23 protein-coding genes and 1 pseudogene are annotated in these 25,835 nt (G+C 43.3%); 5 read left to right on the forward strand and 19 right to left on the reverse strand.

The genetic code is table 11. The features are described 5' to 3' along the window. Window positions 1–35 precede the first annotated feature (35 nt). The 4 genes from DBK98_RS17995 (at window position 36) to DBK98_RS18010 (ending at window position 4,145) form a co-directional block, all read left to right on the forward strand. Window positions 36–908, forward strand: coding sequence for a DUF4373 domain-containing protein (locus tag DBK98_RS17995; RefSeq protein ID WP_128900043.1), 873 nt, complete (start codon window positions 36–38; stop codon window positions 906–908). Window positions 909–1,845: 937 nt separating this feature from the next. Further along, the gene (locus DBK98_RS18000; RefSeq protein WP_005788684.1) at window positions 1,846–2,310 is read left to right on the forward strand and encodes a DUF4494 domain-containing protein; all 465 of its coding nucleotides are present in this window, start codon (window positions 1,846–1,848) and stop codon (window positions 2,308–2,310) included. Window positions 2,311–2,447: 137 nt separating this feature from the next. Continuing rightward, the gene (locus DBK98_RS18005) at window positions 2,448–3,116 is read left to right on the forward strand and encodes a YggS family pyridoxal phosphate-dependent enzyme (RefSeq protein ID WP_005779953.1); all 669 of its coding nucleotides are present in this window, start codon (window positions 2,448–2,450) and stop codon (window positions 3,114–3,116) included. Between the two features lie 54 nt (window positions 3,117–3,170). Beyond that, window positions 3,171–4,145, forward strand: a complete 975-nt coding sequence (locus tag DBK98_RS18010; protein WP_005779954.1) for a dihydroorotate dehydrogenase-like protein — start codon at window positions 3,171–3,173, stop codon at window positions 4,143–4,145. 112 nt (window positions 4,146–4,257) lie between these two features. On the opposite strand, the gene DBK98_RS18015 is transcribed toward DBK98_RS18010, so the two are convergent. The 18 genes and pseudogenes from DBK98_RS18015 to DBK98_RS18100 all read right to left on the reverse strand — a co-directional run bounded on the left by DBK98_RS18015 (window position 4,258) and on the right by DBK98_RS18100 (window position 22,805). Then, window positions 4,258–5,052 (reverse strand): N-acetylmuramidase family protein, encoded by a 795-nt coding sequence (locus tag DBK98_RS18015; protein WP_022011874.1) that lies wholly within the window; start codon window positions 5,050–5,052, stop codon window positions 4,258–4,260. 21 nt (window positions 5,053–5,073) lie between these two features. Beyond that, a complete protein-coding gene (locus DBK98_RS18020; RefSeq protein ID WP_032535996.1) occupies window positions 5,074–5,412 on the reverse strand; it encodes a hypothetical protein in 339 nt (112 codons plus the stop codon). A gap of 6 nt (window positions 5,413–5,418) precedes the next feature. Next, complete coding sequence (locus DBK98_RS18025) at window positions 5,419–5,925, reverse strand: hypothetical protein (protein ID WP_032535994.1); 507 nt, start codon at window positions 5,923–5,925, stop codon at window positions 5,419–5,421. Window positions 5,926–5,936: 11 nt separating this feature from the next. Continuing rightward, entirely contained in the window at window positions 5,937–6,173 is a 237-nt protein-coding gene (locus DBK98_RS18030) for a hypothetical protein (protein WP_005779961.1), read from the reverse strand. Beyond that, entirely contained in the window at window positions 6,170–6,784 is a 615-nt protein-coding gene (locus tag DBK98_RS18035) for a DUF2589 domain-containing protein (RefSeq protein WP_005779963.1), read from the reverse strand. The genes DBK98_RS18030 and DBK98_RS18035 overlap by 4 nt, the downstream gene beginning before the upstream one ends. A gap of 24 nt (window positions 6,785–6,808) precedes the next feature. Then, window positions 6,809–7,621 (reverse strand): hypothetical protein, encoded by an 813-nt coding sequence (locus tag DBK98_RS18040; RefSeq protein ID WP_005788697.1) that lies wholly within the window; start codon window positions 7,619–7,621, stop codon window positions 6,809–6,811. A gap of 30 nt (window positions 7,622–7,651) precedes the next feature. Beyond that, a complete protein-coding gene (locus tag DBK98_RS18045) occupies window positions 7,652–8,524 on the reverse strand; it encodes a DUF2589 domain-containing protein (protein WP_022011876.1) in 873 nt (290 codons plus the stop codon). A 134-nt stretch (window positions 8,525–8,658) separates the two neighbouring features. After that, window positions 8,659–9,060 carry a LytTR family DNA-binding domain-containing protein gene (locus tag DBK98_RS18050; RefSeq protein ID WP_032535999.1) on the reverse strand — a complete coding sequence of 134 codons (402 nt, stop codon included), beginning with the start codon at window positions 9,058–9,060 and terminating at the stop codon, window positions 8,659–8,661. Between the two features lie 40 nt (window positions 9,061–9,100). Then, a complete protein-coding gene (locus DBK98_RS18055; RefSeq protein ID WP_005779973.1) occupies window positions 9,101–9,445 on the reverse strand; it encodes a DUF3876 domain-containing protein in 345 nt (114 codons plus the stop codon). Window positions 9,446–9,675: 230 nt separating this feature from the next. Then, window positions 9,676–10,569: a hypothetical protein gene (locus DBK98_RS18060; RefSeq protein ID WP_005806926.1), complete on the reverse strand. Its 894-nt coding sequence runs from the start codon at window positions 10,567–10,569 to the stop codon at window positions 9,676–9,678. A gap of 6 nt (window positions 10,570–10,575) precedes the next feature. Beyond that, on the reverse strand, window positions 10,576–13,005 hold the full coding sequence (locus DBK98_RS18065; RefSeq protein ID WP_032535993.1) for an amino acid adenylation domain-containing protein: 2,430 nt from the start codon (window positions 13,003–13,005) through the stop codon (window positions 10,576–10,578). 14 nt (window positions 13,006–13,019) lie between these two features. Next, window positions 13,020–15,393: pseudogene (locus DBK98_RS18070) on the reverse strand (TonB-dependent receptor plug domain-containing protein). Further along, window positions 15,390–16,226, reverse strand: a complete 837-nt coding sequence (locus DBK98_RS18075) for a sensor histidine kinase (RefSeq protein ID WP_032535990.1) — start codon at window positions 16,224–16,226, stop codon at window positions 15,390–15,392. Before DBK98_RS18075 ends, DBK98_RS18070 begins: the two are co-directional and overlap by 4 nt. Before the next feature lie 256 nt (window positions 16,227–16,482). Continuing rightward, window positions 16,483–19,272, reverse strand: coding sequence for an ATP-binding protein (locus DBK98_RS18080; RefSeq protein ID WP_032535989.1), 2,790 nt, complete (start codon window positions 19,270–19,272; stop codon window positions 16,483–16,485). After that, on the reverse strand, window positions 19,269–20,870 hold the full coding sequence (locus DBK98_RS18085; protein ID WP_032535998.1) for a WD40 repeat domain-containing protein: 1,602 nt from the start codon (window positions 20,868–20,870) through the stop codon (window positions 19,269–19,271). Before DBK98_RS18085 ends, DBK98_RS18080 begins: the two co-directional genes overlap by 4 nt. Further along, entirely contained in the window at window positions 20,870–21,295 is a 426-nt protein-coding gene (locus DBK98_RS18090; RefSeq protein ID WP_005779989.1) for an ATP-binding protein, read from the reverse strand. Before DBK98_RS18090 ends, DBK98_RS18085 begins: the two co-directional genes overlap by 1 nt. Window positions 21,296–21,309: 14 nt before the next feature. Next, the gene (locus DBK98_RS18095; RefSeq protein WP_005779990.1) at window positions 21,310–21,615 is read right to left on the reverse strand and encodes an STAS domain-containing protein; all 306 of its coding nucleotides are present in this window, start codon (window positions 21,613–21,615) and stop codon (window positions 21,310–21,312) included. A gap of 20 nt (window positions 21,616–21,635) precedes the next feature. Beyond that, window positions 21,636–22,805, reverse strand: a complete 1,170-nt coding sequence (locus DBK98_RS18100; protein ID WP_005806941.1) for a PP2C family protein-serine/threonine phosphatase — start codon at window positions 22,803–22,805, stop codon at window positions 21,636–21,638. Window positions 22,806–23,181: 376 nt separating this feature from the next. On the opposite strand from DBK98_RS18100, the gene DBK98_RS18105 reads away from it, so the two are divergent. Further along, window positions 23,182–23,709, forward strand: coding sequence for a hypothetical protein (locus DBK98_RS18105; protein WP_005806944.1), 528 nt, complete (start codon window positions 23,182–23,184; stop codon window positions 23,707–23,709). Between the two features lie 98 nt (window positions 23,710–23,807). On the opposite strand, the gene DBK98_RS18110 is transcribed toward DBK98_RS18105, so the two are convergent. Continuing rightward, window positions 23,808–25,712, reverse strand: a complete 1,905-nt coding sequence (locus DBK98_RS18110; RefSeq protein WP_005806946.1) for a nucleoside-diphosphate sugar epimerase/dehydratase — start codon at window positions 25,710–25,712, stop codon at window positions 23,808–23,810. Between the last annotated feature and the right edge of the window lie 123 nt (window positions 25,713–25,835).

The raw sequence follows: 25,835 nt of genomic DNA on the forward strand, positions 1-25,835 counted from the left end.
TTATTGAAAGTACAAACGATTAATTTGAAAATACAATGGCAATAGCATACGACGGGATCAACTATTTCCCGATGGGCGTAAACTTCATGGAAGAGAACGCAATGGAAGTGATAGAGGCAAAATACGGAATCAAAGGCCCCGCAATCGTACTGAAGCTCCTTTGCAAAATATACAAGGAGGGATACTTCATACGGTGGGATGAGGAGCAGTGCCTGATCTTTGCCAACAAGGCAGGAAGGGAAGTGCAGGCCGAGGAGGTGCAGGGAATTATCGAAATTCTCTTTATCAAAGGGATACTGGACAGAAACAGTTATCGGGAAAACGGAATACTGACTTCAGAAAACATACAAAAGGTATGGCTGGAGGCAACGAAGCGAAGGAAGAGAGAACTGTCGGAACTCCCCTACCTGATAGTAAAACCGGAAAAGGAAAACGGAAAACCCGATACTCCTTCTATAACACAGGAAATTCAGCAACCGGAGCTGTTCAAAGGGGAAAAAACACCTGTTAACCCGAAAAATGTAGTACATCATGTAGCCGTTGACGCAAAAAATGCATGCAATTCCGGACAAAGTAAAGTAAAGCAAAGTAAAGCAAAGGAAAATAAAGAATTCCCCCCCTCAGCTCCCCCCGAGGGGAAGGAGGAAGAAAGGAAGGAGGATTCCGCTTCTCTTCCGATACCGGGATACGCCTTCAATACGATGACACACAATTATCCGGGACTGATGGACACGCTGAAGAGATTGAGCGTTACCGACACCGGGGAAGTAAACTCCATACTCAGGCTGTCGGACTATGGAAGGAAGGGAACGACGGTGTGGCGGCTGATTGCCAACACTTGCTGGAGTGACATAGGGGCAAAAGGAAGGTATCTGATAGCGGCACTGAATAAGGCGAAAAGAAGATAGCAGGGAGTATGAGTCCCCGATTTGTAGTTGACAAAAAAGCAAGTATATCGGTTTTAGCCAGCAGAGACCTTCAGTGAGACAAAGAAGTAAAGGTCAAACTTAACAAGCTGAAAAACAAGCTATTCAAAGTACAAAACATCTGTCAGTAAAAGCTTTGTTTTAACACAGAGTTAAAGTTTATTCTTTGGATGCAAATAACAAGTGTTTTAAATGCAAAAGACTTGCTATTTGCATTTAAAAATAAAAATGGCCGGAAAAGGGGTTAACAATGTTAATTGTTACGATATTATTCTCACCTAGGGATATGTCCTTTATACACCATTAATATAGAACAAATCGTATTACCTATTTTCGATTTGGAACGTTCTGTTTGTGATGCGATTAAGTATCGCAACAAAGTAGGCATTGATGTGATGGCAGAAGTTATTCAAACCTATCTAAAGCTACCAGAAAGGATTATATAGAGAATCACGTTGTCCTCAGTTCTGCATTTGCAGAGAGCCTCAATTTGAACATCAGATGGAATGCGTTTATAAAAAGACTTAAGGCATCAACTCAACTTAATTTTTCTGAAGTGACAAGTTATCTTCAAGATCAACTCAAGCCTTATTGGGAAAAATTGAAGTAACAAGAAGGATAATATCTTATTCCTGTCACATGAAAAAAAAGTTTAAACCAGCATTACTCCTTGATATGTTGATATGTTGTATGAAATTATATACCAAGTGCCAACTTACGAATTCATCAACTAAAAATCCCTCAATAAGCCCCTATTCCGGGCTGCGAGGTGATAAATTACAATAAACTGGCAATAAATTCTTATCTTTATCACAGCATAAAGAGAGATTTTGAACTATCTTTGTGGTAGAATAGATTAGCAAACAAGCAGATCTATATAGTAAATCATATATTAACTACTTAAAAATCAAAAGAGAATATGTCAATGCATACTTGGTTTGAGTGTAAGATCCGTTACGAGAAATTGATGGAAAACGGAATGAACAAGAAAGTTACTGAACCTTATCTCGTGGATGCACTCAGCTTTACAGAAGCAGAAGCACGCATTATTGAGGAGATGACCCCGTTCATTACAGGAGAATTTACCGTATCGGATATCAAACGAGCCAACTATAGTGAACTTTTCCCCAGCGAAGAAGAGGCTGCTGACCGCTGGTTTAAGTGTAAACTGATTTTTATCACACTGGACGAAAAAAGCGGTGCCGAAAAGAAAACATCGACTCAAGTTTTGGTGCAGGCCGCCGATCTGCGCGATGCTGTAAAGAAGCTGGATGAAGGCATGAAAGGTACAATGGCTGATTATCAGATCGGTTCTGTTGCTGAAACAGCAATTATGGATGTATATCCGTATAGTTCTGAGCCTAATGATAAACCGGAAGTATAATAAATGAATACGATTCACCACAGAGTACACGGAGGACACAGAGTTTTAATCTCTTGTTTATTAAGATGTTTAAGAGAAAGATATTCTCTATGTTCTCTGTGTCCTCTGTGGTGAATAAAACTCAAAACCAATACAAAATGAATGTTACTGATAACTTAAAGCAGGTCCTGGCCGAATTGCCATCCGGCGTTCGACTGGTTGCGGTTTCGAAATTCCACCCGAACGAAGCTATTGAAGAAGCTTATCGTGCAGGACAGAGAATTTTCGGAGAAAGCAAAGTGCAGGAGATGACAGGCAAGTATGAAAGCCTGCCCAAGGACATTGAGTGGCATTTTATCGGGCACTTGCAGACAAACAAAATCAAATATATGGCTCCGTATGTGTCCATGATTCATGGAATCGACTCGTACAAGTTGTTAGCGGAAGTAAATAAACAAGCTATCAAAGCAGGAAGAGTCATTCGCTGTTTGCTGCAAATACATATTGCCCAGGAAGAAACCAAATTTGGTTTCAGTTTTGACGAATGCAAGGAGATGTTGAATGCCGACGAATGGAAAGCACTGGCAAACATACAGATATGCGGACTGATGGGAATGGCTACCAACACAGATTCGAAAGAACAAATCGAACGGGAATTCCGTTCTTTAAATTGTTTCTTCCACGAAGTGAAAAAACAATATTTTGCTGACGAACCGACTTTTTGCGAACTCTCAATGGGGATGTCCCACGATTATCACCTCGCCATTGCAGAAGGCAGCACGCTGGTAAGAGTAGGAAGTAAAATTTTCGGGGAAAGAGTTTATTAATAATTGAAACAATGAAACAGAAAATTCATTGAAAAACCATTAACAATAATTACCATGGCCGACTTAAAAACAACCTTTGCGGGATTGACTTTAAAAAATCCTGTTATCATCAGTAGTTCGGGACTCACTAACAGCGCTGCTAAAAACGCTAAGCTGGAAGCAGCCGGTGCAGGAGCTATTGTCCTGAAATCACTGTTCGAAGAGCAAATTATGCTGGAAGCTGACCGCTTGAGAAACCCGTCTTATTATCCGGAAGGAAGTGACTATCTGGCTGAATATATCCGCAATCACAAACTGGCTGAATATCTGGAACTGATTAAAGAAAGCAAAAAGGCCTGCACCATTCCCGTCATTGCAAGTATAAACTGCTATACTGACTCAGAATGGATAGACTTTGCCAAGCAAATAGAAGAAGCCGGTGCAGATGCGCTGGAAATCAACATTCTTGCTTTGCAATCGGACATCCAATATAAATATGGTTCATTTGAACAGCGTCACATCGATATCTTAAGCCATATAAAGAAAACGATTCGTATTCCGGTTATTATGAAGTTAGGCAGTAACTTTACGAATCCCGTAGCCCTGATCGATCAACTATATGCCAACGGTGCAGCGGCAGTTGTTCTCTTCAACCGTTTCTATCAACCGGATATTGATGTAGAGAAGATGGAGCATACTTCAGGTGACGTGTTCAGCAACGCGTCCGACCTTTCGGCAACCCTGCGTTGGATAGGTATTTCTTCATCATTGGTTACTAAAATAGATTATGCCGCTTCGGGAGGTATTCATAAACCGGACGCAATCGTAAAAGCCATTTTAGCCGGAGCATCTGCCATAGAGGTATGCAGTGCCATTTATCAGAACACCAACTTGTTTATAGGAGAAATGAACCGTTTTTTGGGTGCATGGATGGAAAGAAAAGGCTTCAAACACATCTCGCAATTCAAAGGTAAATTGAACGCCAAAGATGTAGAAGGTATCAATATGTTTGAACGTACTCAATTCCTGAAATATTTTTCTGAGAAATAAAGATAATAACGATGAACGGTGAACAAGCTTCACAGCTTGCTCACCGCTCTTTTTAATCCATAGTTCTTTTTAAATTCAAATTTCATTGAGACGCTTCAGGTCTGTAATTGGCCTACAAAAATTTCTGGTAAGCTTTTGCTAATTTTTCATCATAACGATTCTCCTTATAAGCAGGACCATTGTAACGTCTGGCAAACTCTGCCCAGTCTTTGGCTTGCAAAGCGGGAAGCATTCCGGATTGTTTGATAAATCGGGCAGACAATATTAACTGGCTGCATTCACTCGCACACATAGCTTTTACAAAACTGTCGACACTCTTCTCTCCGCAGGCCGCATAGTTAAAACCCATAATCTGGAACATCCCCCAACTGGCAGAAGCATCCGCTGCTTCATGATTGATTTGGCGGGCTTGTTCCAAACGATCGTATTCACCCATACCGCCTTTATAATGTCCTTTCTCCCATTTGGGATAGAGAATGTTTTCATTCCCTTTCACATGCGATTCAGGATTGATATTCCGCTTTTTCAACTGATTCCAGAAAATATGACCTTCGAAAAGGATAGCGGGCTTACCGGGAGAAAAGAATCCTCCTTTTCCGCCTGTCTCCACTTGCTGTACGGCTTTTAAAGCAGCCACTTCCACATCGAGCAATCGGGCGACAAGAACGAAATCTTCTTCTGTCAAACGTTCAGTAGTGGGACGTCCTGTAAAAAACAGGGATTCCCAGGTACGGTATCCCACGATCCCATCAGCATCCAGTTGGCTTTTCTGTTGAAAATCAACAACCGATTCTTTCATTTCCTGTGTGAAAATCCGGCTTTCATTCACTGAATAGCCATTGCGTTTCAGCCCCTGACACAACAAGAGAGCTTCTTCGCCTTCATAATCCAATTTAATCGTTTTCATATTCCAATTAGTTTTTATTTATCATCTCATCTGTCCTGCCTTTTCCAGCTCGTAAAGCGACTTATAGGCACGATATATAAACAGGAAGAATTCATAACCGGTAAAATAACCGTCTGTACCAATACCACTATTTCCCGATGAAGTACCACTAAAGAATTTTCCGTCCGGCAGAATGTCCGTCTGGACAAGTTTGGGATAATAAACTTCTTTCCATAATTTCATGTCTTCACCTGAGAATGAAGCACATCCTTTTTCTGCCGGAAATCTGTTCACGTACTTTTCCAGCATTGCCGCACACTCCATCAGGAGTTTTTTTTGTTCATTGGCGTTTGCGCCCATTTTATTTAATATAGGATTCATACTCTTTTATTTTTTAATGTTTAATTCAAATCTTATTTCACTAATCCTGGGTTTAAGACCCATATAGTCAATCTTTAAGACCGCAACTGTATTTTCCTTGTTACGACAAGTCACCTTGTTAGTAAAATACAAATTCCCGCTTTCGTCCGGAAAAACAGCAGTGCAATGCAAGTGCTCTCCTGTCTGGCGATAAGTCAGCAAACGCTGATCGCACATACGCAAGAAAAACAAAAAGGCATTTACAAAACTATCGACATGGATAATCCGTATTTCGGGATGATAACTACTGAGAGGCTTACCGACCAGTTTGTTATCTTTCAACAGAAAACAACGTGCCTGTTCCGCACATTTGTCTGCCGGCATCGTAACGGAAGGTTCATTTATCGTTATTTCAGCTGCATTATCCACTTCCGGCTGAGGAACGGCTTCCGAAACTACAACAGTTTCCGTATTTTCCTTTCGGAACGGATGGCGGATCTTCTCCCCCACCCGTTTGAAAAAAGTTAATTTCATAGTCCGTACACTTAGCCGTTGAATTTGCTCTTTCTCTCCAGATTCTCTTGTGCATTCTGCACTTTCCGTAATGCGTCAAAAGCCGGTTTTGATTTCATACGGTCTATGTTCAAACGCAAGTGACAGGATGGACATTGCAAGGCATTGGATGTCAACAACTCAAAAATCGATGTTTCAATAAACGTTCCGCATTGCGGACACTTCATCCCGGCTTTCTGTTCACGGGCATGTTCTGCTACATTATTCATTTCTTTCCTCCTTCCGTTATTTCTTCAGTTTCAGTCTCTTCTACTTGCATATTGCTTGCCGTCAGATGTAGTAAGTTGGACAATCCGGCAGGCACATCTGCCTGACGCATCTTCACCTTTACTTTCATATTCGCCGACAAGCTCTGCTGCACATTTGAGGTGCTGCTGCCCTCTCCCTGTTTGGGAGCCAGCGAAGCCCGGAGTTTAAATCCTCCCCCACTTTGCGGCTCACTCACGCTTTTGCCTTCTTCCAGCGAGAATTTCTCTTCTGCTGTCTCCGATAAAGCATCCAGGATTTTAATATCAAAATCGAAATCCGCCTCCTGCACTTGTAACAGTGGCAAAGGTACCAGCGTAAGTATCGGGATACTCACACTTTGTTTTCTTCCTCCACCGGCATCCTGACTCTGATAGTTGAACGTAAGCATACGTATCTTACCGGTCCGTCCTGTTGCAGGATCATAAGATTCAAATGCTATTTTCATCAAATAATCCAGATACCTTTGCGAAGATAATGAATCTGCTTCAATTGTTGCGATCAAAGGACCGGCAATTAATTGCTGAAGTTCCATTACCTGACTACTAACGCTCCTAACTTTCTTTTTATCCATATTGTACCAATTGATTAGGATTGATTATCGCATCACAAAATCTTCCAGTAACGAATCATCGTCCGTTTGACTGACTGAATAATTGCGAGGACTGAACTTGATCTTAAAACTGTGTATCGCTTCTTCAGGCATATTCATCAGTTCATCAGCCGTGATGGCCACATCCAGCTGTGGAAATGAATGAAGACTTTTGAAGTTAGCGTCTACCGAGAGCTTTTTCACAATAGCTTCCATCGCTTTTATAATGTTCTTTTCAGCGGTATCACGAAGTTTTTCTCCATCTTCTCCGGCAAAAAGATCATCGAGGTCCGTATCATAAAGAAACTTTTTACGCACGACATCCGTCAGCCTGCTGATCACAACATCGTTGTTCACAGAACCATTGCTGCTGTCTACGGCATCATAAAGGTTATTCCGGAAAGAGTTTCTCATATTACGGCTCAGAAAAGTGCAGAATTCCTGATGAAGTTTGTTTTCTTTTTTAAGCCGTTCAAAGAAGTGTTTCTCTCCTTCATTTCTCTCTATATCCGAAGTCATCACTGTAGTGACGGCACTGCTGATAGCTACCCTCGCAACCTGTTCGCACAGTTCCTTGAGGAATTGACGGAACTTATCATATTTGATATTAAACTGTTGCTGACTTTCCGATGCACTTTTCACACCATATTTTAAATCCAGTTCCATATCGCTGACCATGACATTAGGCAGTTGAAAATCTTTCGCCTTTCCGTCTTTCCCGTAAGAGTCGCCAAGCGACAATGAATAAAGGTTGGCCTCGTGCTGTGCCGAAACAATATCACGCAATATAGAGCCGATTACTGAACTTAACTGAGCCATATTATGAGTTCTTAAGTTTTTAAATTAATGTTAAGCCTGTGTCCCTTCCTGAGGAGCTGCCGTATCTTTCTTCACTTCGATAATAACTTCCTTCTTGCTTCCCTCTGCTTTAACAGTATATTTACCTTCCGGCAAATCGATAATTTTACTGTCACCACTTACCTTAAAGTCAGCAGCGTTGGCACCGGTTCCGGAAATAGTCAGTTTTTCAGGAGCCAACAGACCGTTAGGATCCTTATAGGTAGCAATCAGCTGTACTTTCTCTTTGCCATCTTCAATCAGCAGCAAGTTGCTGTTCACTTCCAAAGTACCGGTTGGATCGGAAACATCCAATGAATTACCCAGCAATTCCAGGATTTTAGAAAGACCTGCAGGCATACTGTCCTGTCCGGCTTTTACAGCCACGTCCATAGTATACTCTACACTGTACTTAGAATCGGAAGTCGCTTTAGAGTCCTTTTTCGATGAATAGCTTGCATTCATATTGGCATTCATCTTGAAGCATCCCAATCCCAAACTGGCCGAAGCCTTCAGGGCCGCATCTTTGGATACTGACTCGTTTGTTTCTGCTGCCGATGAAGAAGAAGCACTGATATTAGCCTTAAAATTGATGTCCACTTCACGGATTGCAATATAAGGAATAGGAACGATAGTCAGCAACGGAATATTCAACTGAACCAGGCGTCCGCCCTGAATGAATGAGAACGAAACGTTAACCGCTGTTTTCTCACCGGTTTCCGGATTCACATTAATACCCACGTTCTGAATAAACTCCCAAGTTGTTTTTGCTGCTAAAGCCTGTGCTTCCACACATGCCTTCAACGGGCCACCAATAATAGAACCAAACGGAATCGCCTGCAACGCACTGGTTGCAACTTGCGACGGTGTTTTGTCAACTGCCATAATAATTGTTTTTTAAATTTGTTACTTAATTGTTTTTTCTCTTTTGTAAGCTTACGATGCAAAGGTAGTGCACGTTCTTTGCGTAGTAAATTTTTAATTTTAGACGGAGCCGGATTTCTTCCCACTCCCTTTCGTCACTTTCCCAATGCCCGTTTTGAATAAATCTTATGGAAACAGGCTTGAAAGTCCTTTTTGTGAGATTCACTCACCGGCAACATCTTTTTCCCGATGTGTACGTAGTTACCGGCAAACCCGGTCACTTTAAAAAGATTGATAGCATACGACCGGTGGATCCTTTTAAATTTGCTACAAGGCAGATCATTGTTGAAAACACGATCCAAAGGATAGCTCACTGTTATCTCGGCACCATCCTCCATATAGATTACACAATAACTTCCGGATGCTTCCACCCATAAGATTTCATCCAGAAGCACCCTTCTGTACTCATCACTGAAGTACACAAAAATAGCATTATCAACCAATGAGTTTTCCGACTCACCACAATAACAATACGGTTTGATCAAGTTCTCTTTCATAATTATTTTATTGTTAGTTAACTGAAGTACGTCCATGCGATTATTTAGCATAATCTCCTCCGGGAGAAAAGTACAAAGTATGTTTCAGGCTGTCATAATAAAACAGAATACAACCCTCTGCCCGGATATACCCTTTTGTGGGTGAACTAAGATGAAGCGGATAGCGGACCGGACAGACTCGTCCGTCATTAATGCGATGATGAACAATAGCAAAATATCCTATGCTGTCTGTCCCTAATGTTATGTCCGGACGGTCTGTGGATGATTTCCATCTTCCATACATACCGTCCGGCATTTCTACCGGACTATGTCGGCAGCTTAAAAACACAGGCATGATAAAGACAAAATACAAAAACAGCCTGTATAGACCTCTATTTTTGCTCATAACTTAACTTATTAAATTTCATTTAGTGCAAAAATAGGATTTTATTAACTTATAGAAATTTTACGTTCTGTATAGTGCGCTTTTTTTTCCGAATACCAGATTATTCTTTCCGAAAGTATTCTTTTATAAGAGACATATAAAGTTTAAAACACCCTTTTATCAATAGAAAAACAAATATAAATTCACTTTTAATACTGAAATAAAAAAATACCATTTTATATTAATATCTGTCAATGTGTTTCTCCCATAGGTTTATACAGGATGGCATTGATGCGCTGTTCTTCATAAATAATTAATTGATGGGTAACCTCTGCAAGATCAGACTTCATGTGATATAGATAAGTACGCCCGGTTAATCTTTCTTCCATAATCCGTTCCAACTCCTTACCTATATTATCAGAAGGATCGATCTCCATAACACGTGGTATGACGGCTCCGGAAACAGCAGATTCTCCTTCCTGCCCCTGCAAATAATCGTATTGGGACAGCGTATAGTCCATCAACTGCTCATAGTTCAGTTTTTTCCGGGAAGCCATCGTCTCCGCCAAAGGAATATAGTAAAGAATATCTTTGATAAAAGAACTGTATTCAGTCTGTATCCGACGCACCAATTGCATATATTTTTGCTCTTCCGGCGAAAGGCGGGAGGAGGTGAAAGAAAAGGATGCAGCAACCATCTGATATTCGAGGTTTTTATTGATCTCGCTCAAGACCTCTTTGGCATATGCATAATTCTTCATGGATATGGATGAAACGATGGTATTCAACACATATAGATCAATGGATTTCAGATTCTCAGCCAATTCTTGTTTAAAACCGGTAAACCAATCTTGTTGCTGAGTATAGATGATGGTATCCAACTGCAAAAGTTTCAGGTCATGGTGGAGTACACCGGTTTGACGAAGTGTCTTGTTTAAAATCAAGATTGAAATGACTCCGCCAATGATTCCTCCGATGTAACTACCTCCGAAACCAATCCAGGTGGGCACATCGTCCGCACCCGGCATCAGGGTCAACGGATTCAGTCTGATCAATGCCCAGTTGATCGGAAAAGGAAGTACAAGAGTCAGCCCAAGCAAAATAAGAAGATCCTTCTTACCCAAAGTGAAATTGTCTGTCTGCATAGATACTTACTTAAAAAAAACAGTGATCAGTTGTTCCAGTGATTCGCCTTCCAGAAAGTGCCAATGATCTGTCGGTAATCGTAGGACAGAAGCATTCGGATAATATTTGTTCCACAATCTTTCGCAATTGTCATATTCAGTCCGGAATATACGGTAGTTTTCCTCTGTCCATGCCTCTTCGGGAGACAATCCGGCCTGTTGATGGAATAATCCGGATAACAACACAATCACCTCTCCCTGATAAATCAGGTTGGGAGTCGTACTGAAATAAATATCAATGATTTCGTTCCGTTCACGTATCATCTCGTCAGTATCTCCGGGGAATATCAGTAAAGGATAATTCCGGCACAAAGCGGGATTCTGCCAGGCCTGTCCGTCGAGTGCGAAAACCTTCGGTGTTATCCCCATAGAACGGCGTAACAACTCGGCCAGGCCGATTGCCAGTTCGGCACCCATGCAGAAACCGGTAAGCGCGTAAACAGTACGTTCCCGGATCATTGGTTGTACCGCCCGGGCATAATATTCCAGCAATCCCGTAACATCCGCGGCCACTTTCCAGAAGTGATCGTAAACAGCATCTATCACAAGAATATCATATTTTTCGTATAAGCGGTCGGCAAAGTGAAAATACCAATGATTGAAATAAGCAGACCCGCAAACCAGAATGATAACCGGCTTTTTGAGATTTTGCTGCTTATACCAATAAACGGGTTCTTGCCTGGGAACCACCAACAGCCGGCGCAGAGTATCGGTAGCATAAACGGCAGATACACTAATCGGGCATCCTCTTTTATTTGCCTCGGTAACCAGCCTCAGTATATCCAACGAAGTCATTCCGAGGTCATCAATCAAACCGGCCTCAACACTGACCCGGGGTAAATTCAGCATTTCCTTCAAAATATCACATAAAATGATTTCTCCCGGATGCACCGGAGGGACATACTCCAACTCCACCGGAGCAAAAGGCGGAAGTGAACGAGTGTCGATCTTATCATTCATTGTACGCTGAAAACGATCTACCACCTGCCATAAATTAGGTATCATGTAATAAGGAAGTTCCGACCGTAAACGTTCTTTTACATCTTCCGGATGAAAACAGCCGGGCACTGATGGTTGCAAGTAAGCACCCAATAATTGCCGTCCATTCTGTTCTACCACCACTACGTGAGCTTTCTCAACCTCCGGGTCCTTATTCAGGCATTCCGTTATCTCACTCAGTTCAATACGGAATCCCCGCATCTTGACTTGTGTGTCCTTTCGTCCGATAAAACGTATAGAGCCGTCAGGCTGTTGCCGAACCAAATCGCCCGTCCTGTACAATCGTTCCCCATGATAGAAGATAAATGATTTTTCATTCAACTCTTTATTCCCGATATATCCGGGTGAAACCTGTGGACCACTCAAATAAAGTTCTCCTGTTGCTCCACCAACCACCTGTTGAAGATCTTCGGACAAGATATGGCAGGTGGTTCCTTCCAGCGGATAACCGATATTGTCGTACGAAGTCTCATCATTTACAATCCGTATGGTGCTGAGTACCGTATTCTCTGTCGGACCATAGACATTCATCAACCGGTATGGCTGTTGTTTCAGCCTATTAAACAACTTTTCACTGATAGCCTCAGCACCAAACAGCAAAGTCTTCATGAACGGAAAGTCAAGATTGGCAAACATGCCCAATAATGAAGGAGCGAAAAAGGCCACATTCACTTGCTCACGCCTGATCAGTCCGTCCAGCAAAGAAATGTCCCTGCGTTCCTCCTCCCCCGCCAAAACCAAAGTCCCCCCAATCGGCACACACATCATTAATTCTAATATGGAGGCATCAAAACTGATACTGGCAAAGGCGAGATACCTGTCCGAGGGGTTGGCTAAATGATAAAGTTCCGTATTCATCAGGTTCTTTGTAAATGTCCCCAGATTGGAATAACTGATCTGTACCCCCTTGGGATTTCCTGTCGTCCCGGAAGTATATATGATGTAGGCGCAATCATCGGGGAAGACCTCGGCATATCCGTCAATGGAGGGGCCGGAGAGTGCTGACAAGTCCAGATGGAGCTGGCAGGCTTCCGGAATTCCACTGACTCCATCCGGTGAATCGGTCAATAACAAAACCATACCTGCATTTTCGGCCATGTATCGTTTACGGTTATCCGGCAAAGCAGGATCTATGGGCAGATAAGTCGCCCCCAATCGAAAGATGGCCATAATAGCAGGAACCAGAGTTTTATTCCGTCCCATACAAACTCCGATACAGACATTGCGGAAGCCGGATGCATGAGTCACCGGAAAATGTTGACGGACAATTTGCGCTATTTTCCCGGAATAACGTTCCAGTTCCTGATAAGAGACAGTACCGTCTTTCGCAATGACGGCCGTTTGGTCACCCCAAGTAGAGAATGACTGAAAAAAAGTTTCTTGAATATTTGTTTTCATTATTGTTTTTTGATTTAGAAATTATACAATATACTGCCGGAAATCCACCGTCCTTTCTGCCGGATGGGGATATTTGCTCCTCCGCATTCATATCGGTTATTAAAGAGATTCTCAACTCCCAGACTGCCTTCTATCTGTTTGTACCTGCATCTGGTAGTGAAAGAGAAAACAGTATAGCCCGGCAGACGGACAGTATAATTGGTGGCATCTCCGTTGAGTCCGTTTTCCAATACGCTGACCTGTGTATAGCAACGGCTATTACAATTCATTTTTACATGGGCAGACCAGTTCCATATTTTCTTCTTTACCAGGAAATAGCCGGCTACAAGGTTCACGGAAAAATCCGGCACATTGTTAACCGACCCGTCGGTAACAAAGAAATTGGTATAACCCAATACTCTCTGATAGCACAAGTTTGCATCCAGATTTAATCGGTTTGCCCGGTAACGCGCGGTTACCTCGATACCTCCCATATCCAGCAGACCGGCATTTTCGTAAATACGGGTTTCCGGTTGGGTAAACAGAAAATGGGAAGCCCGGTTGTAGAAAAGGTTGCATTCAACATCTATATGAAAGGGGCGATAATGATAGGCACAAGTCAACTGGTACGAACTCAGATATTCAGCCTGCAGATTCTCGCCACCGGAGTAAGTATCCATATCATTGTTTCTGTAATAATAGGGTGCATCGACAAACGACCTGGAATAACTGGCTTTCAGATTCAGTCCGTCCCGAAGATAAATAAGCGATACACGGGGAGAAAAGGCCTGCATTATCCGGTTATTTCTCCGTTTCTTATAGTCGTATCTGATTCCGGCATTTACAATCCAGTTTTTATGCAGATTATGTTTGAATTGAAGAAATACGTTTGCGTTCATTTCGTGACCGGTGTAAAGCCGCTTGTCGGTCCATGTCCTGACTATTTCTCTGAAATTCATACCTTCCAGGTATTCAGAATCATAAAGTGCATACCGATTCCACTCCACGCCGCCAAGCATATTACCTTTTCCGTATCTTCCCCAATCGTAAGTATAGCTCACACGAGTGTTAAAGCCAACATTGAAGTCCATCCAGCGGATGTATTGAAAAACTCCACGATCCGGAAAAATGAGTTTGGTGCTGTCATTGGGATTGAGGTAAATAGGGTAATCCTGCAATGTATCTCCTGCGGTTTCATAACGTACATTTTTGTTCCAGTCGGTGTAGACCGTCGTACTGAAACTCACATTTTGCCACGTACGACTGTAAACCGCCTGCTCTCTGGCCGACCATCTGGAATATCCCGGACCGGCACCATCAAAAGTGCGGAACTTCTTATAAGAGTAGGGTGAAGCAAAAAGCCACATGCTATAAGGCTGCCTTTTTTTAGCATAGTTCATACTAAAACTGAAAAGTAAGTTTCCCCGTTGCAGTTTAATGCCGCCATCCAGAGCGGGCAGTTCGGAATAACCGTCCAGATAAATAAATCCGTCTCTCGGATAAAGGGCATATTGTTTGCCGGCAGGGACAAAAACCGGCTCTCCCGTTGCACGATACAAGGAAAACCATGCCATAAAATCCATGTTCATGTCGTGTTTGCCCAATAACAAGTCAGCAGCCAGCTGCCCCCGGTCTCCGGCACCGACGGATACGGCACCATTACGAATGTCCACCCCGTCCTTAGTGACAATGTTAATCACGGCTGTCAGCGCCACGCTACCGTAAAGCGAAGAAGCCGGTCCGCGAAGCACTTCTATCTGTTTGACTTTAGCCAGGCTAATACCATAATCCGGCGAAACAGCATTCGTGATGTAACTGTTCAGGCGCTGCCCATCCTGCATAACCAGTATGTTTTCCTGTCCGGACGAATAGACTCCCCCTCATAGCCAGATTCATCTCTTCATTGGAAGACAAACCGGATATGCCGGGAACATAAGCAATCAATACGTCACGTAGGCATCGGGCATGAATAGCCCGAATCATCTCCTTTGTAATCAGAGTGACAGGTACAGGAGCTTCTTCCGGAGTCTCCACCTGTTGCGAAGCCGTGACCAAGGTTACTTTAGTCTCCCTGTGCTTCCTGACCATGTCCGCAAAACGTTCCGGATCCTGTAACGAGATATAATAGTAGGGTTCGTCCTTCAACAACAATGAAACATATTGTTCCGCTTCTGCAAAACGGTCCAAAGCCAGAAGACATAAAGCAGTCAGGCGGCATGCCTCGGTGCGCATCGTCCCCCGAAAAGACGGCAGATTCTCCTCCAATATACGGCAGGCTTGATCAATATCTCCAGTTTTATAAAGCGCTTCTGCCCTTACAAATGAATTTCGGACACTGTCTGCCGATTGTGCTGTCAGTTGCACGGCAAAAAAACAGGAGAAGATATATAACAACAGGTAGCGTTTCATGTGACCGGGATGATAAAACGAAAACAAGTATATTCATGTTGAACCGAATCAAACAGCACCTTTCCGTGATGTTTGTTTTCTATAATATCGCGGACGATCGACATTCCGAGCCCTGTCCCCTGCCCGACCGGTTTAGTCGTAAAAAAAGAGTCGAACAATCTTTGCTTGACTTCCAGACTCATACCTTCTCCATTATCACGGATGGTAAGCACGATTCTTTTATCCAGCTTTTCCAGACTCACCGTTATCTCAGGAGAATATCCTTCGGGAGTATCCTGCCATTTTCTCCATACCGCATAGCAGGCGTTGTTCATCACATTCAACACTGCCCTGCTGAAATCCTGCGGAATCAGCCGGACCGGAGGAATGTCTTTGGCATAGTCTTCATGAATGGCAATATTAAAATTCTTGTAGTTGGCACGCATTGCATGATAAGCCAGCCACACATATTCTTTTGTCAACTTCTGTATCTGTGAAGGCATAAACTCATCATCCTTACCCCTGGAATAGAGTAGAATGCCACGGATAATACTAATAGCCCGGTCACCATGTTCTCTGATCTTGTCCATGTTCTCACGTAATCCGGAAAGTATATCTTTAATATCTTCCAGCGATTCTTTCGGAATACGGTTCCCGGTTTCATCAACAATGGTATCCAGATCGGACAACAACTGCCCGGACAATTTACTGAAATTAATGACAAAGTTCAGTGGGTTCTGTATTTCGTGGGCTATACCGGCACTCAACAATCCCAATGACCCCAACTTTTCCTGTTCTCTGAGCCGTGCTTCCAGCTCTTCAATTCGTTTTTCTTGTGAAATGCTTCTTTCCATAATCAATCTTTTTAAGTACTATATCATTATTAGCTTATATAATCTGACGGGATACTACGCTGTTAATCAAAACAGTGCATTTACCGACTTATTACACCGGCAGGTAAATGCTTTTACGCCGGCATGTAAATGCTTTTACGTCGGCAGGTAAATGCTTTTACGTCGGCAGGTAAATACCTTTACGCCGGTATGTAAAAGCATTTACATATGCTTGTAAAAAGCAGGATGAACGGACGTTCCGTCCGGAAGGTACAGATCATCCTGTCCCGTCCTCCCATAGAGGCAAAGTAATGGCAAACTCCGTATATTCATCTTTCTCTGAGCGTACTGCTATCTTTCCACGATGATTGAGTATGATTTCCTTGCTCAGATACAATCCGATACCTGCCGCCTCACCGGTTGTCTTCGTCGTAAAGAACGGATCGAAGATTTTCTCAAGAATACTTTGTTCAATGCCCACCCCATTGTCGTATAAGCAGATGACTGCCTGTCCGTTTCGGCTTTCCAATGACAGACCAATCTCAGCCGGATATATATTCTTGCCATACTTCTTGATTATGGCATACATGCCGTTGTTAAGAAGACTCATAATGGTTTTCCCCAGTTGCTCGGCATTTCCGTTAATGAACAATGGTGTATCGGGAAGAGAAGTCCGGACCGAAATGTGCATTTCACTGATTTCCTTCCGGTAATAACTCTCCAGCAGTTCCATGTCTTTCCGGCACAAACCCGTCAATTCTATCTTCTCCAGTTGCTTGTTACGGTCTTTCAAAACCTCCTCCATAGCCTTCAGCACACGAGTAGTATTGCTTCCGTGTTCTTCTATTTTTGCCAGGTTATCTTTCATCATGGCTATGACATCTACCGAATCCAGATAAGTGTCTTCATCCAAAAGCTTTTGTGCACTTTCCAGGTTCTGATATAAATCCTGCAATAACCCCGAAGTCAGGTGAGAAAAATTATTAATGTAATTCAACGGATTCAGGATACGGTCGATCAGCCCTTGTGTCAGTTTACCGACAGTGGCCATTTTCTCTTGTCGCACCAAATCATCTTGTGCCTGCCTCAGCTCTTTCAATGCCTCTTCCAGCTTCAGGGACTTTTCCTCTATTTCATTTTTTTGCCGCATCAACTGTCCGGTACGTTGACCGACAAGATTCTCTAACCTTTCCTTCTCTTTCAGCAAGTTGCGCATCCGCCATTTAAACAGCAGGAACAGTATCCCTCCCAAAGTGACGGCATACAAAACGAGACTATACCACTGTAAGTAAAAAGGAGGTGACAGCGAAAAACGGAATTGTTTTATTTCGCTTATCGTACCGTAAATATCACGTGCCTGCACGCAAAACGTATATGTACCCGAAGGAAGATTGGCATACTCCTTCTCTGTCCGGTAATCCCACGAACTCCATTCCGGATCGTAACCGACCAGACGGGATCTATATTCATTGGAGCCCGTGAAACAGGCCGCATCCGTGGCAAACGAGAAACGAATGGCGCGGACATCATCTCCAAAACGGGATATATCGTCGATACGTTGGTTTGCTGCCTCCGGATTTATCGGTAAATCTCCTCCCCGGTATATGGAATCGCGGTTCAGACAAACCTCACGAAGATAAATACGAGGAACAAACGGAGTAAACGCCTGTGCTTTGCCAAGATCCATCCGGATCAAACCAAAATCCCCCCCAAACCAGGCTGCATTCCTTTCTTCTATATAAATTACCCGCACAACATAGTTTCGAATTGCATGCAGGCATTGGTTTAATTTCCCGGTATTGTCCTGCGGATGCGTCACTTGCAACTCTTTACCCTTCAGATTCGTTTGCCAATTGTATCCGTGGCTGTCCGTATATCCGGTCATCACTTCTTCGTTTCCCCTTGGCTGAAGGACAAAAGAAGTTCCATCTCCTTTCTGCAGATAGATTTCTCCATACATGGTTTTTGCCCATACAGAATGATCTTTTTTCACTTCCAAATGTACCACCTTCTCAATTCCGGAAACTCTCCCGACCTTCCTTGTCCGGGTAGAATACCGATAAATCCCGTCCATAGCTCCCATTAAAATATCGGTGCCATCCGCGAATACCAACGAATAGGCTGCGACCTCTGTAAGTTTTCTCAAACGGTCATAATCCCCGACAGCATATATCCCATCACTGGTAGCTGCATATAACTCTCCTTCCGGAGAAAGCACAAGTTGCCAACAAGCTTGCGTAATCCCCCTGACAGGTACAAAGACATTGTGCCTCCATACATATAACCCCTGTAAGGTGCCGGCATACAGCATCCCCTTGTAGTGGATGACTGACACGACCTCTCCTTTCAAACCTTCATAGGAAGTAAAGCGGCTGAATAAAGAAGGAGTGAATACATGAAATACCCCATTATCAGTGGCCCCCCAAAGGTTCCCCCGCCCATCGGTGGCAACAGAAGATACGGAATTGCTGCACAGACCGTTATTCTCGGTTATAGAAAGTAGTTCTTTCCCTTCACTGTCGTTCACCGATAATCCACGGCCGATATCCTCCAATGTCGTTTGCTTCTGCCACTTCTCCTGCAACTGAACCGGAAGTATCTGTGTGGGAAACAGGAGGGTATCTTCCTGAACCGTATAACATCGGCCCGATGTCGTTTTCAGGTAAATAAGTCCGTCAACTTCCGCCATATCATCCAATTCACCGAAAGAAGAAGGGTCCAGATCGGACACAATGGTTCTCAACACGACACATCCGCGTTCATCACGCTCTATCCTTCCGAATACATTGTATCCTCCTGCCCATATCCTATTCCCCGAATCGCGGAACAGACGGGTGACACGGGAAAATCCGGGCGTATAGATTGTTTCCCAACGATTGTAATCATAATGAAGAATACCCTCGAAATTGGCAAAATAAACATTCCCACAGCTATCACACACAACGTCGAAATTACGATTGTGCGCCTGATACACAGAAGACGGATAGTTCACAAAGAATGGAACTCCTTCTTGTGAATCCGCACATATCGGGCAAAGGCACAACATCAATAAGAGTATCTTTTTCATGGCTGGTACGTTTTTAAATAATAAGATTCAAATGGTATTTGCTTACCGACATAGTACTCCCATTCTTCCTGTGTGAAGTCGCGTCGCAATCCCTGACGGACAACAGTAGCCATATGATCGGGCGAAACGGGTATCCGGTATAACCGGCCCTGTTCGTCTCCCATAAAAATGGATGTACCATCCGGATGAAGGCAGAAAGTGTGAATCCATCCACTGCTTATCATAATTACAGCAGATTCCGTCTTCCCTTTATGAAGATCCCATAAACGAAGTGTACAGTCATAACTGCTTGAAAACAGTTTATTCCCTTTCCGGAAAATGGCGGTGACGGCGGCCTGGTGTCCGATCAGCTTTTGCTGGACATTCCCATCTTTGTCACATATTAAAATGGTTCCTTCCCTACACCCCACGGCATACCTTTCATCAGAAAGAGAGCAAAAAGAGGTAACCCTCCCCCCTTGCGACCACCCCTCTATAAACCGGACAAATTGACCGGCAGATGAAAGCAAGGCTACTGTTCCATTCTTTAAAAAGACATAGAGGTTATCTCCTGACTTCCCGACACAAGTGACCGGATACTCCGGCTGAAAACAAAGCTGTATCTGATGGCTGATACAGTCAAAAGCATAAATACCCGTTGCAGAAATAGCTAAAAGCCGGTCGGAAGCAGCCGGAATCAATTGCCGGTATTTACCTTCAGGCAAAAGGTAAGCAGCCATACCGGCAGAGTTCACGGAGACGAGGCATCCGTCATAGGACAGGGCATACACCAGAGAATCCGAATGGATCAGCACATCCCGAAAATCATAACGGGAATCACTCAACAGAAATCCGGATGTGTACGTTTGTCCATCTCCCGACTTCCAACATATCATTTCACCGTACTTACTGACAGTGACCAATCCCGGCAGAGAATCCCGGCAAGTCTGCGGGTTTCCAATTGTTTCGTGCAACAACCTGATGCCGGTGATAGCCCCCTTGTGTCTAAACCAAAGTTGATCTTGCCTGCAAGATAAGGACAAAGCGTTGAAGACAGCCGGATGATACACATCACCATCATAGTGTTTTGTGAACTGCCAGGAAGTATATGCCAGCAACGAGGCCAGTTCCATGTTGCCGGACCGGTATTGGGTGACAGAAAGCGTACCCAATGAACGTCCCAAGGCCAGAAAAGCCAACGTATCGGCCACTCTCTTCGATTGTTCAGCCTGTAGTTGTCGTTCCATTGCCAGATTCTTCCGTTCATCCGCCAACCGATAGGCTTTCTCAGCCTCCCATTGTGCAGTAAATGCCTTTTCACGAGCTATTTCCGCCTGCTGCTGCATTTGATTAGCTTTCCGGGTCTGCGCGACAGCTTCCTGCCTTCTCTTTTCGGAAATGTCTTTTTGCTGATAGGCAATCTCCTCCATTTGCTGACTGACACGTTGGATAAGAACCGACTGCCTTTCTTTGTCCTGAAACTCCTCCAAAGACAAAGTCAGACGGTCTCTCTCCAATTCCGAATGACGATAGGCCCGGTATAAAACCAGACAAACGGTCAACAGTACACAAGGGACTGCTATGATCCAACGGATTATATTTTGGCTTAACTTGATCATCATACAGGTTCATCTTCCGATTGCGGATACTTCTTTTTAATGGTTAACCGATTCTCTTTATTGACGTAGGCATACGCCACATCATCCATCATTTCACGTACCAGAAAAATCCCCAATCCCCCTATCTCACGCTGTTCCGGCGGTAATGAAATGTCCGGATCGGCTTTAGCCAGAGGATTGAACGGAACACCTCCATCTATGAATTCCAGGACAATCTCTCCACCTTCATCCCATAAACACAGAGTCAGGTAACCGTCCGTTTCCTGCGGATAAGCATAATTGATAATATTGACTATTATCTCCTCACTTACCAAACGGAGGGCATAAGACAGGGAGGGATGTGAAGTAACTTCACGGCTATGCATCAGCATATCGAGAATTTCATCCAACCTCCCGACGACAGGGCGAAACTGAAGTAACGTCATTGCTCAGGTATTTTTTAAGATTGTGATAATTCGTCAAGGGTCTGATAGAAACGAAAAAACTTATCGAATCCGGTCATGTGCATTACGTCCTTAATCTCTTGCGACACACCGACAAGACATACATTCCTGCCTTTAGCCTTTGCCAGTTTAAAGGCGTAGAGCATAACGCGTAATCCGGCACTGGATACGTAGGAACAATTGCTGAGGTCCAACGCCACAGAATGCCCTTGCTCAATAAGAGCTACAATTTTAGTTTGTTCGTCAGCGCTTGTATTTGAATCCAAAACGGCACCAACTGGATGGATTTCATACTTTTCCATAGTTTTCTTATTTTTTAGTATTATCTGATTCGTTGAAGAGACAGTAAAGTGATATCATCGGACTGAGGATAATCTCCGGAGAAAGCCCTGACAGAGTGAAGCACCTGCGTAACGACCTCTTTCGCTGAAGTATCTTCTTGCAAAGCACCCAGAACTTCCTGCAGTTTGCCTTCCGAAAATTGTTCGCTTTTATCATTGAAGGCTTCCGTTACCCCATCGGTATACAGAAGTAGAGTATCTCCGACTCCAAACTCCAATGTATTACTTTCAAATTCAATGTCATCGAACACTCCGACCACAAAATTGGAAGCGACGGGCAAGTACGCTGCCGATCGGTTTCTCCGAAGAATAGATGGAGGGTTATGTCCGGCATTGGTATAATCCATTACACCGGTCCTACAGTTATAGATCCCATAAAAAACCGTCACAAACATAGAGTCCATACTTTCTTTGCACAGCAGCTTGTTGGCATAAGTGAGACATTCAGCCGATGATACTCCCCGGAGAGCGGTTGCCCGAAGCAGTGTCCGGCTAACGGCCATGAACAAGGATGCGGGTACACCTTTCCCGGATACGTCGGCAATCACCAGACCTATGCGCTCGTCGTCAATCTGGAAAAAGTCGTAAAAGTCACCACCTACATCTTTGGCCGGGGTCATGGAGGCATAGATATCGACCATTCCCGCCAATTCAGGAAAAGGCGGAAAAGAACGGGGAAGAATGGTTTGCTGGATTTCTCCTGCAATGGCCAGGTCATTCTTGATAGACTCCAATTGATTGTGTTCCTGCTGTGACTCCCGGATATAACGGACTTGTTCGATTGCTTTTTCAATAGTCCGCGACAAGTCTTCCAGATCTATCGGCTTGGTAGCAAAGTCGAATGCCCCTTTATTCATGGCAGAACGTATGTTGTCCATATCTCCATAAGCAGAGACCATAATACATTTCATCGCCGGATTTTTCAATTCATTGATCTTGGCCAGCAAGGTCAATCCATCCATCTCGGGCATATTAATATCACTCAGGATAATATCGAAATCAGGAGTTTCCAGAAGTTTCTGTAAAGCCTCCAACCCATTATGGGCAAAGGCAAACTCGTATTCACCTTTTCGTATCTGTCGCCTGAAGTACTGGGTAAGCAATACCTCTAAATCGAGTTCATCATCTACACTTAATATTTTTGCAGCCATATCTGTGATTATTTATAAATTTCAATTTTCTATTCAGACTTTTATGACGGCAAAAATAGAGAGTGCCCGACCCGGTTACAATTTTATATTTTAAACCGGAAGAATGTTTTTCCGAATGAATGCTATTGTCTTATAAGCATACAGGGCCGCGTGTCCTTGTCCCTCAAGGAAAGCAATCAAAAGACCGATCCCTCCTTTTAAAAGGAACTATAGCTTATTCGGAATTTATATTTTCAGGATAGGGCTTTTCTTTTCACTTTTGCTGTCGTAAGCTTACAAAGAATAAATAAAAACGGGCGGAACCGAAAAGCCGGAAATAGAGTAGGAAGAAAGTTCTCTTCAATACAGGAGAATAAAATATTTCTCAAGAAGAATTATGATTAAAGTAAATTTCTCGAAACCGCTGCTGATTCAATCAGTAGCTTTCAAAGATGTATTCCTTCGGATGGATGGAAATGGAATTACCCAAGCCAATGGTGCAGGTGCAGGAAAAGTAAGTTGCCAGAAAAATATGTCTCCTACCGGAGCATTTAAAGTACAAGAACAGAAAAATGGTACGTTTACCATTGAATCAGTAAAGTATCCCGGGGTATTTCTCCGCATGGACGGAAGTGGCATTCGTGGCTTTGCAGGATCGGGTGCAGGACATGTAAACTGTCAGTTTGGAGCGAGTGACTGGGAACACTTCAAGCTGCACGAACAGAACGACGGTTCATATACCATTGAATCAGTTGCCTTCCCGAATGTATTCCTCCGCATGGACGGAAATAACCGGTCGGGTAAAGAAGAAGATTTCGGTACAGTAAACTGCCAATACGGAGCAAGTACCTGTGAAAAGTTCTATTTATTGAATATGCCTGAAACAGGCAAAGTAAAAGATATGTTTAACAAATTTGCGAAATAGCAGAAGGTATTAATACATAAAAAAATCAGAAGTTATAGTTAAACCTATAGCTTCTGATTATATAATTAAGATCAAGATATTCCGGCAGGTTCTGATGATTAGTCTTTCTTATCCAATGCCTCAAAACAAGAGTTTTTGCTCACAAACTCCGGAACAATATCTTTCATGGCAGCTACGATCTTCATCTGATCATAGGTGTAACTTACATCGATTAATTTCTGAATTCTCTCTTTCACTTCGTCATAATCATACTCACGCACAGTGGCAATCATAATCTTTTCGTGGTAAGTAGGTTTGGTCAGCTCTTTCACGTTGAGCAACTCTTCGTACAGCTTCTCACCATGGCGCAAACCGGTAAATTCAATCTTCACGTCCGTACGTCCCGAAAGGCTGATCATTCGCTTAGCCAGATCGACAATCTTCACGGGTTTACCCATATCGAAGATGTAGATTTCTCCGCCATTACCCATACTACCGGCCTCCAATACCAGACGACAAGCTTCGGGTATAGTCATGAAATAACGGATAATCTCAGGGTGAGTAACAGTTACAGGACCTCCACGCTGAATCTGATCGCGGAAACGGGGAATAACCGAACCGTTAGAGCCTAATACATTACCGAAACGAGTGGTAATGAACTGCACCGAACGAGTGCCTTCCTTCTGTAATTTTTTCGCTAATGACTGTACATAGATTTCACAGATACGCTTTGAACATCCCATTACATTGGTCGGATTGACAGCCTTATCCGTAGAAATCATCACAAATTTCTCCGAACCGAATTTAACGGCAAGATCGGCAAGCGTACGTGTACCCGACACATTAATCTGAATAGACTCCGACACGTTGTCTTCCATCATCGGCACATGCTTGTACGCGGCTGCATGAAATATGTATTGAGGCTTGTATTCACGGAAAATAGCTTCCATGCGGGTAGCGTTCGATATATCAGCAACAATCGTTTCAGCATCAATATCACGCCAACGATCCTGTAATTCCAAACGAATGTCATGTAACGGAGTCTCAGCCTGATCAATCAGGATCAACTTATATGGGTTGAAAGATGCAACCTGACGCATAATCTCACTACCAATAGAACCGGCAGCACCGGTAATCATCACTCGTTTGCCTTCCAAATGGGAAGCAATCTTATGAATATCTACCTCGATAGGTTCGCGTTGCAAGAGATCTTCAATCTGTATTTCCTTCAGTTGGGTTTTATTGAGTGATTGTCCGCCCCATTCGCTCAGAGGAGGAGCGGTCAGCAACTTCACGTTATTGGAGAGCAGCGTATCAATCATGTCGGACTTTTTCAGTTTCTCCATCTTAACCGGAGAAACGATGATGGTATGCACATCACGGTCGTTCATGTTTTCAATTAGTAGTTCGTCGTTTGGAAAGACCTTAGCTCCCATCATAACTTTACCAATCAACTCCGGCTCGTCGGCTATAAAACCACGAAGACGATAATGATTACGCAAATTTACACGCAGAGACTTGGCTATGTTCACTCCGGCCTCTTTGGCACCATAAATAAATACGTTAGTGGTATGACTACCATCGAAGTTGAGCACTTCAAAAAACATCTTAACTACTATACGCGAACAAGCCATCATGGCAAAATTGATCACGTACGCCATAAACAGCACGCTGATGGCACCAATCCGGACACCCAGATAAGCGTCCAGCAGAACACTCAGAATCATCAGTACCCCATAAGAGACCGTAAGCGACACAAAAATGCGCATAATGTCCACAAACGAAGAAAAGCGAAGCACATTTGAATAGGTACGGAATACCCGGAAGAAAATCAAATTAGCCACTACTGTCCAAAGAATGGTCTTATCTATCGTAGACGAATCCAGAAAAATGCTGCGAAAATCGTAACGAAGCGAATAGGCAAGCAAACAGGATGCGACAATAATAAATATGTCAATCAATAGGATAGTCCAAATGGGCAGTACCTTCGCGGAAAGATACCGATGGAAAAAATTCTGTTTCATTTGTTTTACAGTTTTTGTTTTAGGCGGTGCAAAGATACACTATTTTCACTAACCCGTGCGTTTTTATTTGACAAAATAAAGTTTTTAACACAATAAAAGTGGAATAATAGTGTAAAAAAGGGA

It is taken from the genome of Bacteroides sp. PHL 2737 (genome assembly GCF_004115325.2).
GTDB classification, from domain to species: Bacteria; Bacteroidota; Bacteroidia; order Bacteroidales; family Bacteroidaceae; genus Bacteroides; species Bacteroides hominis.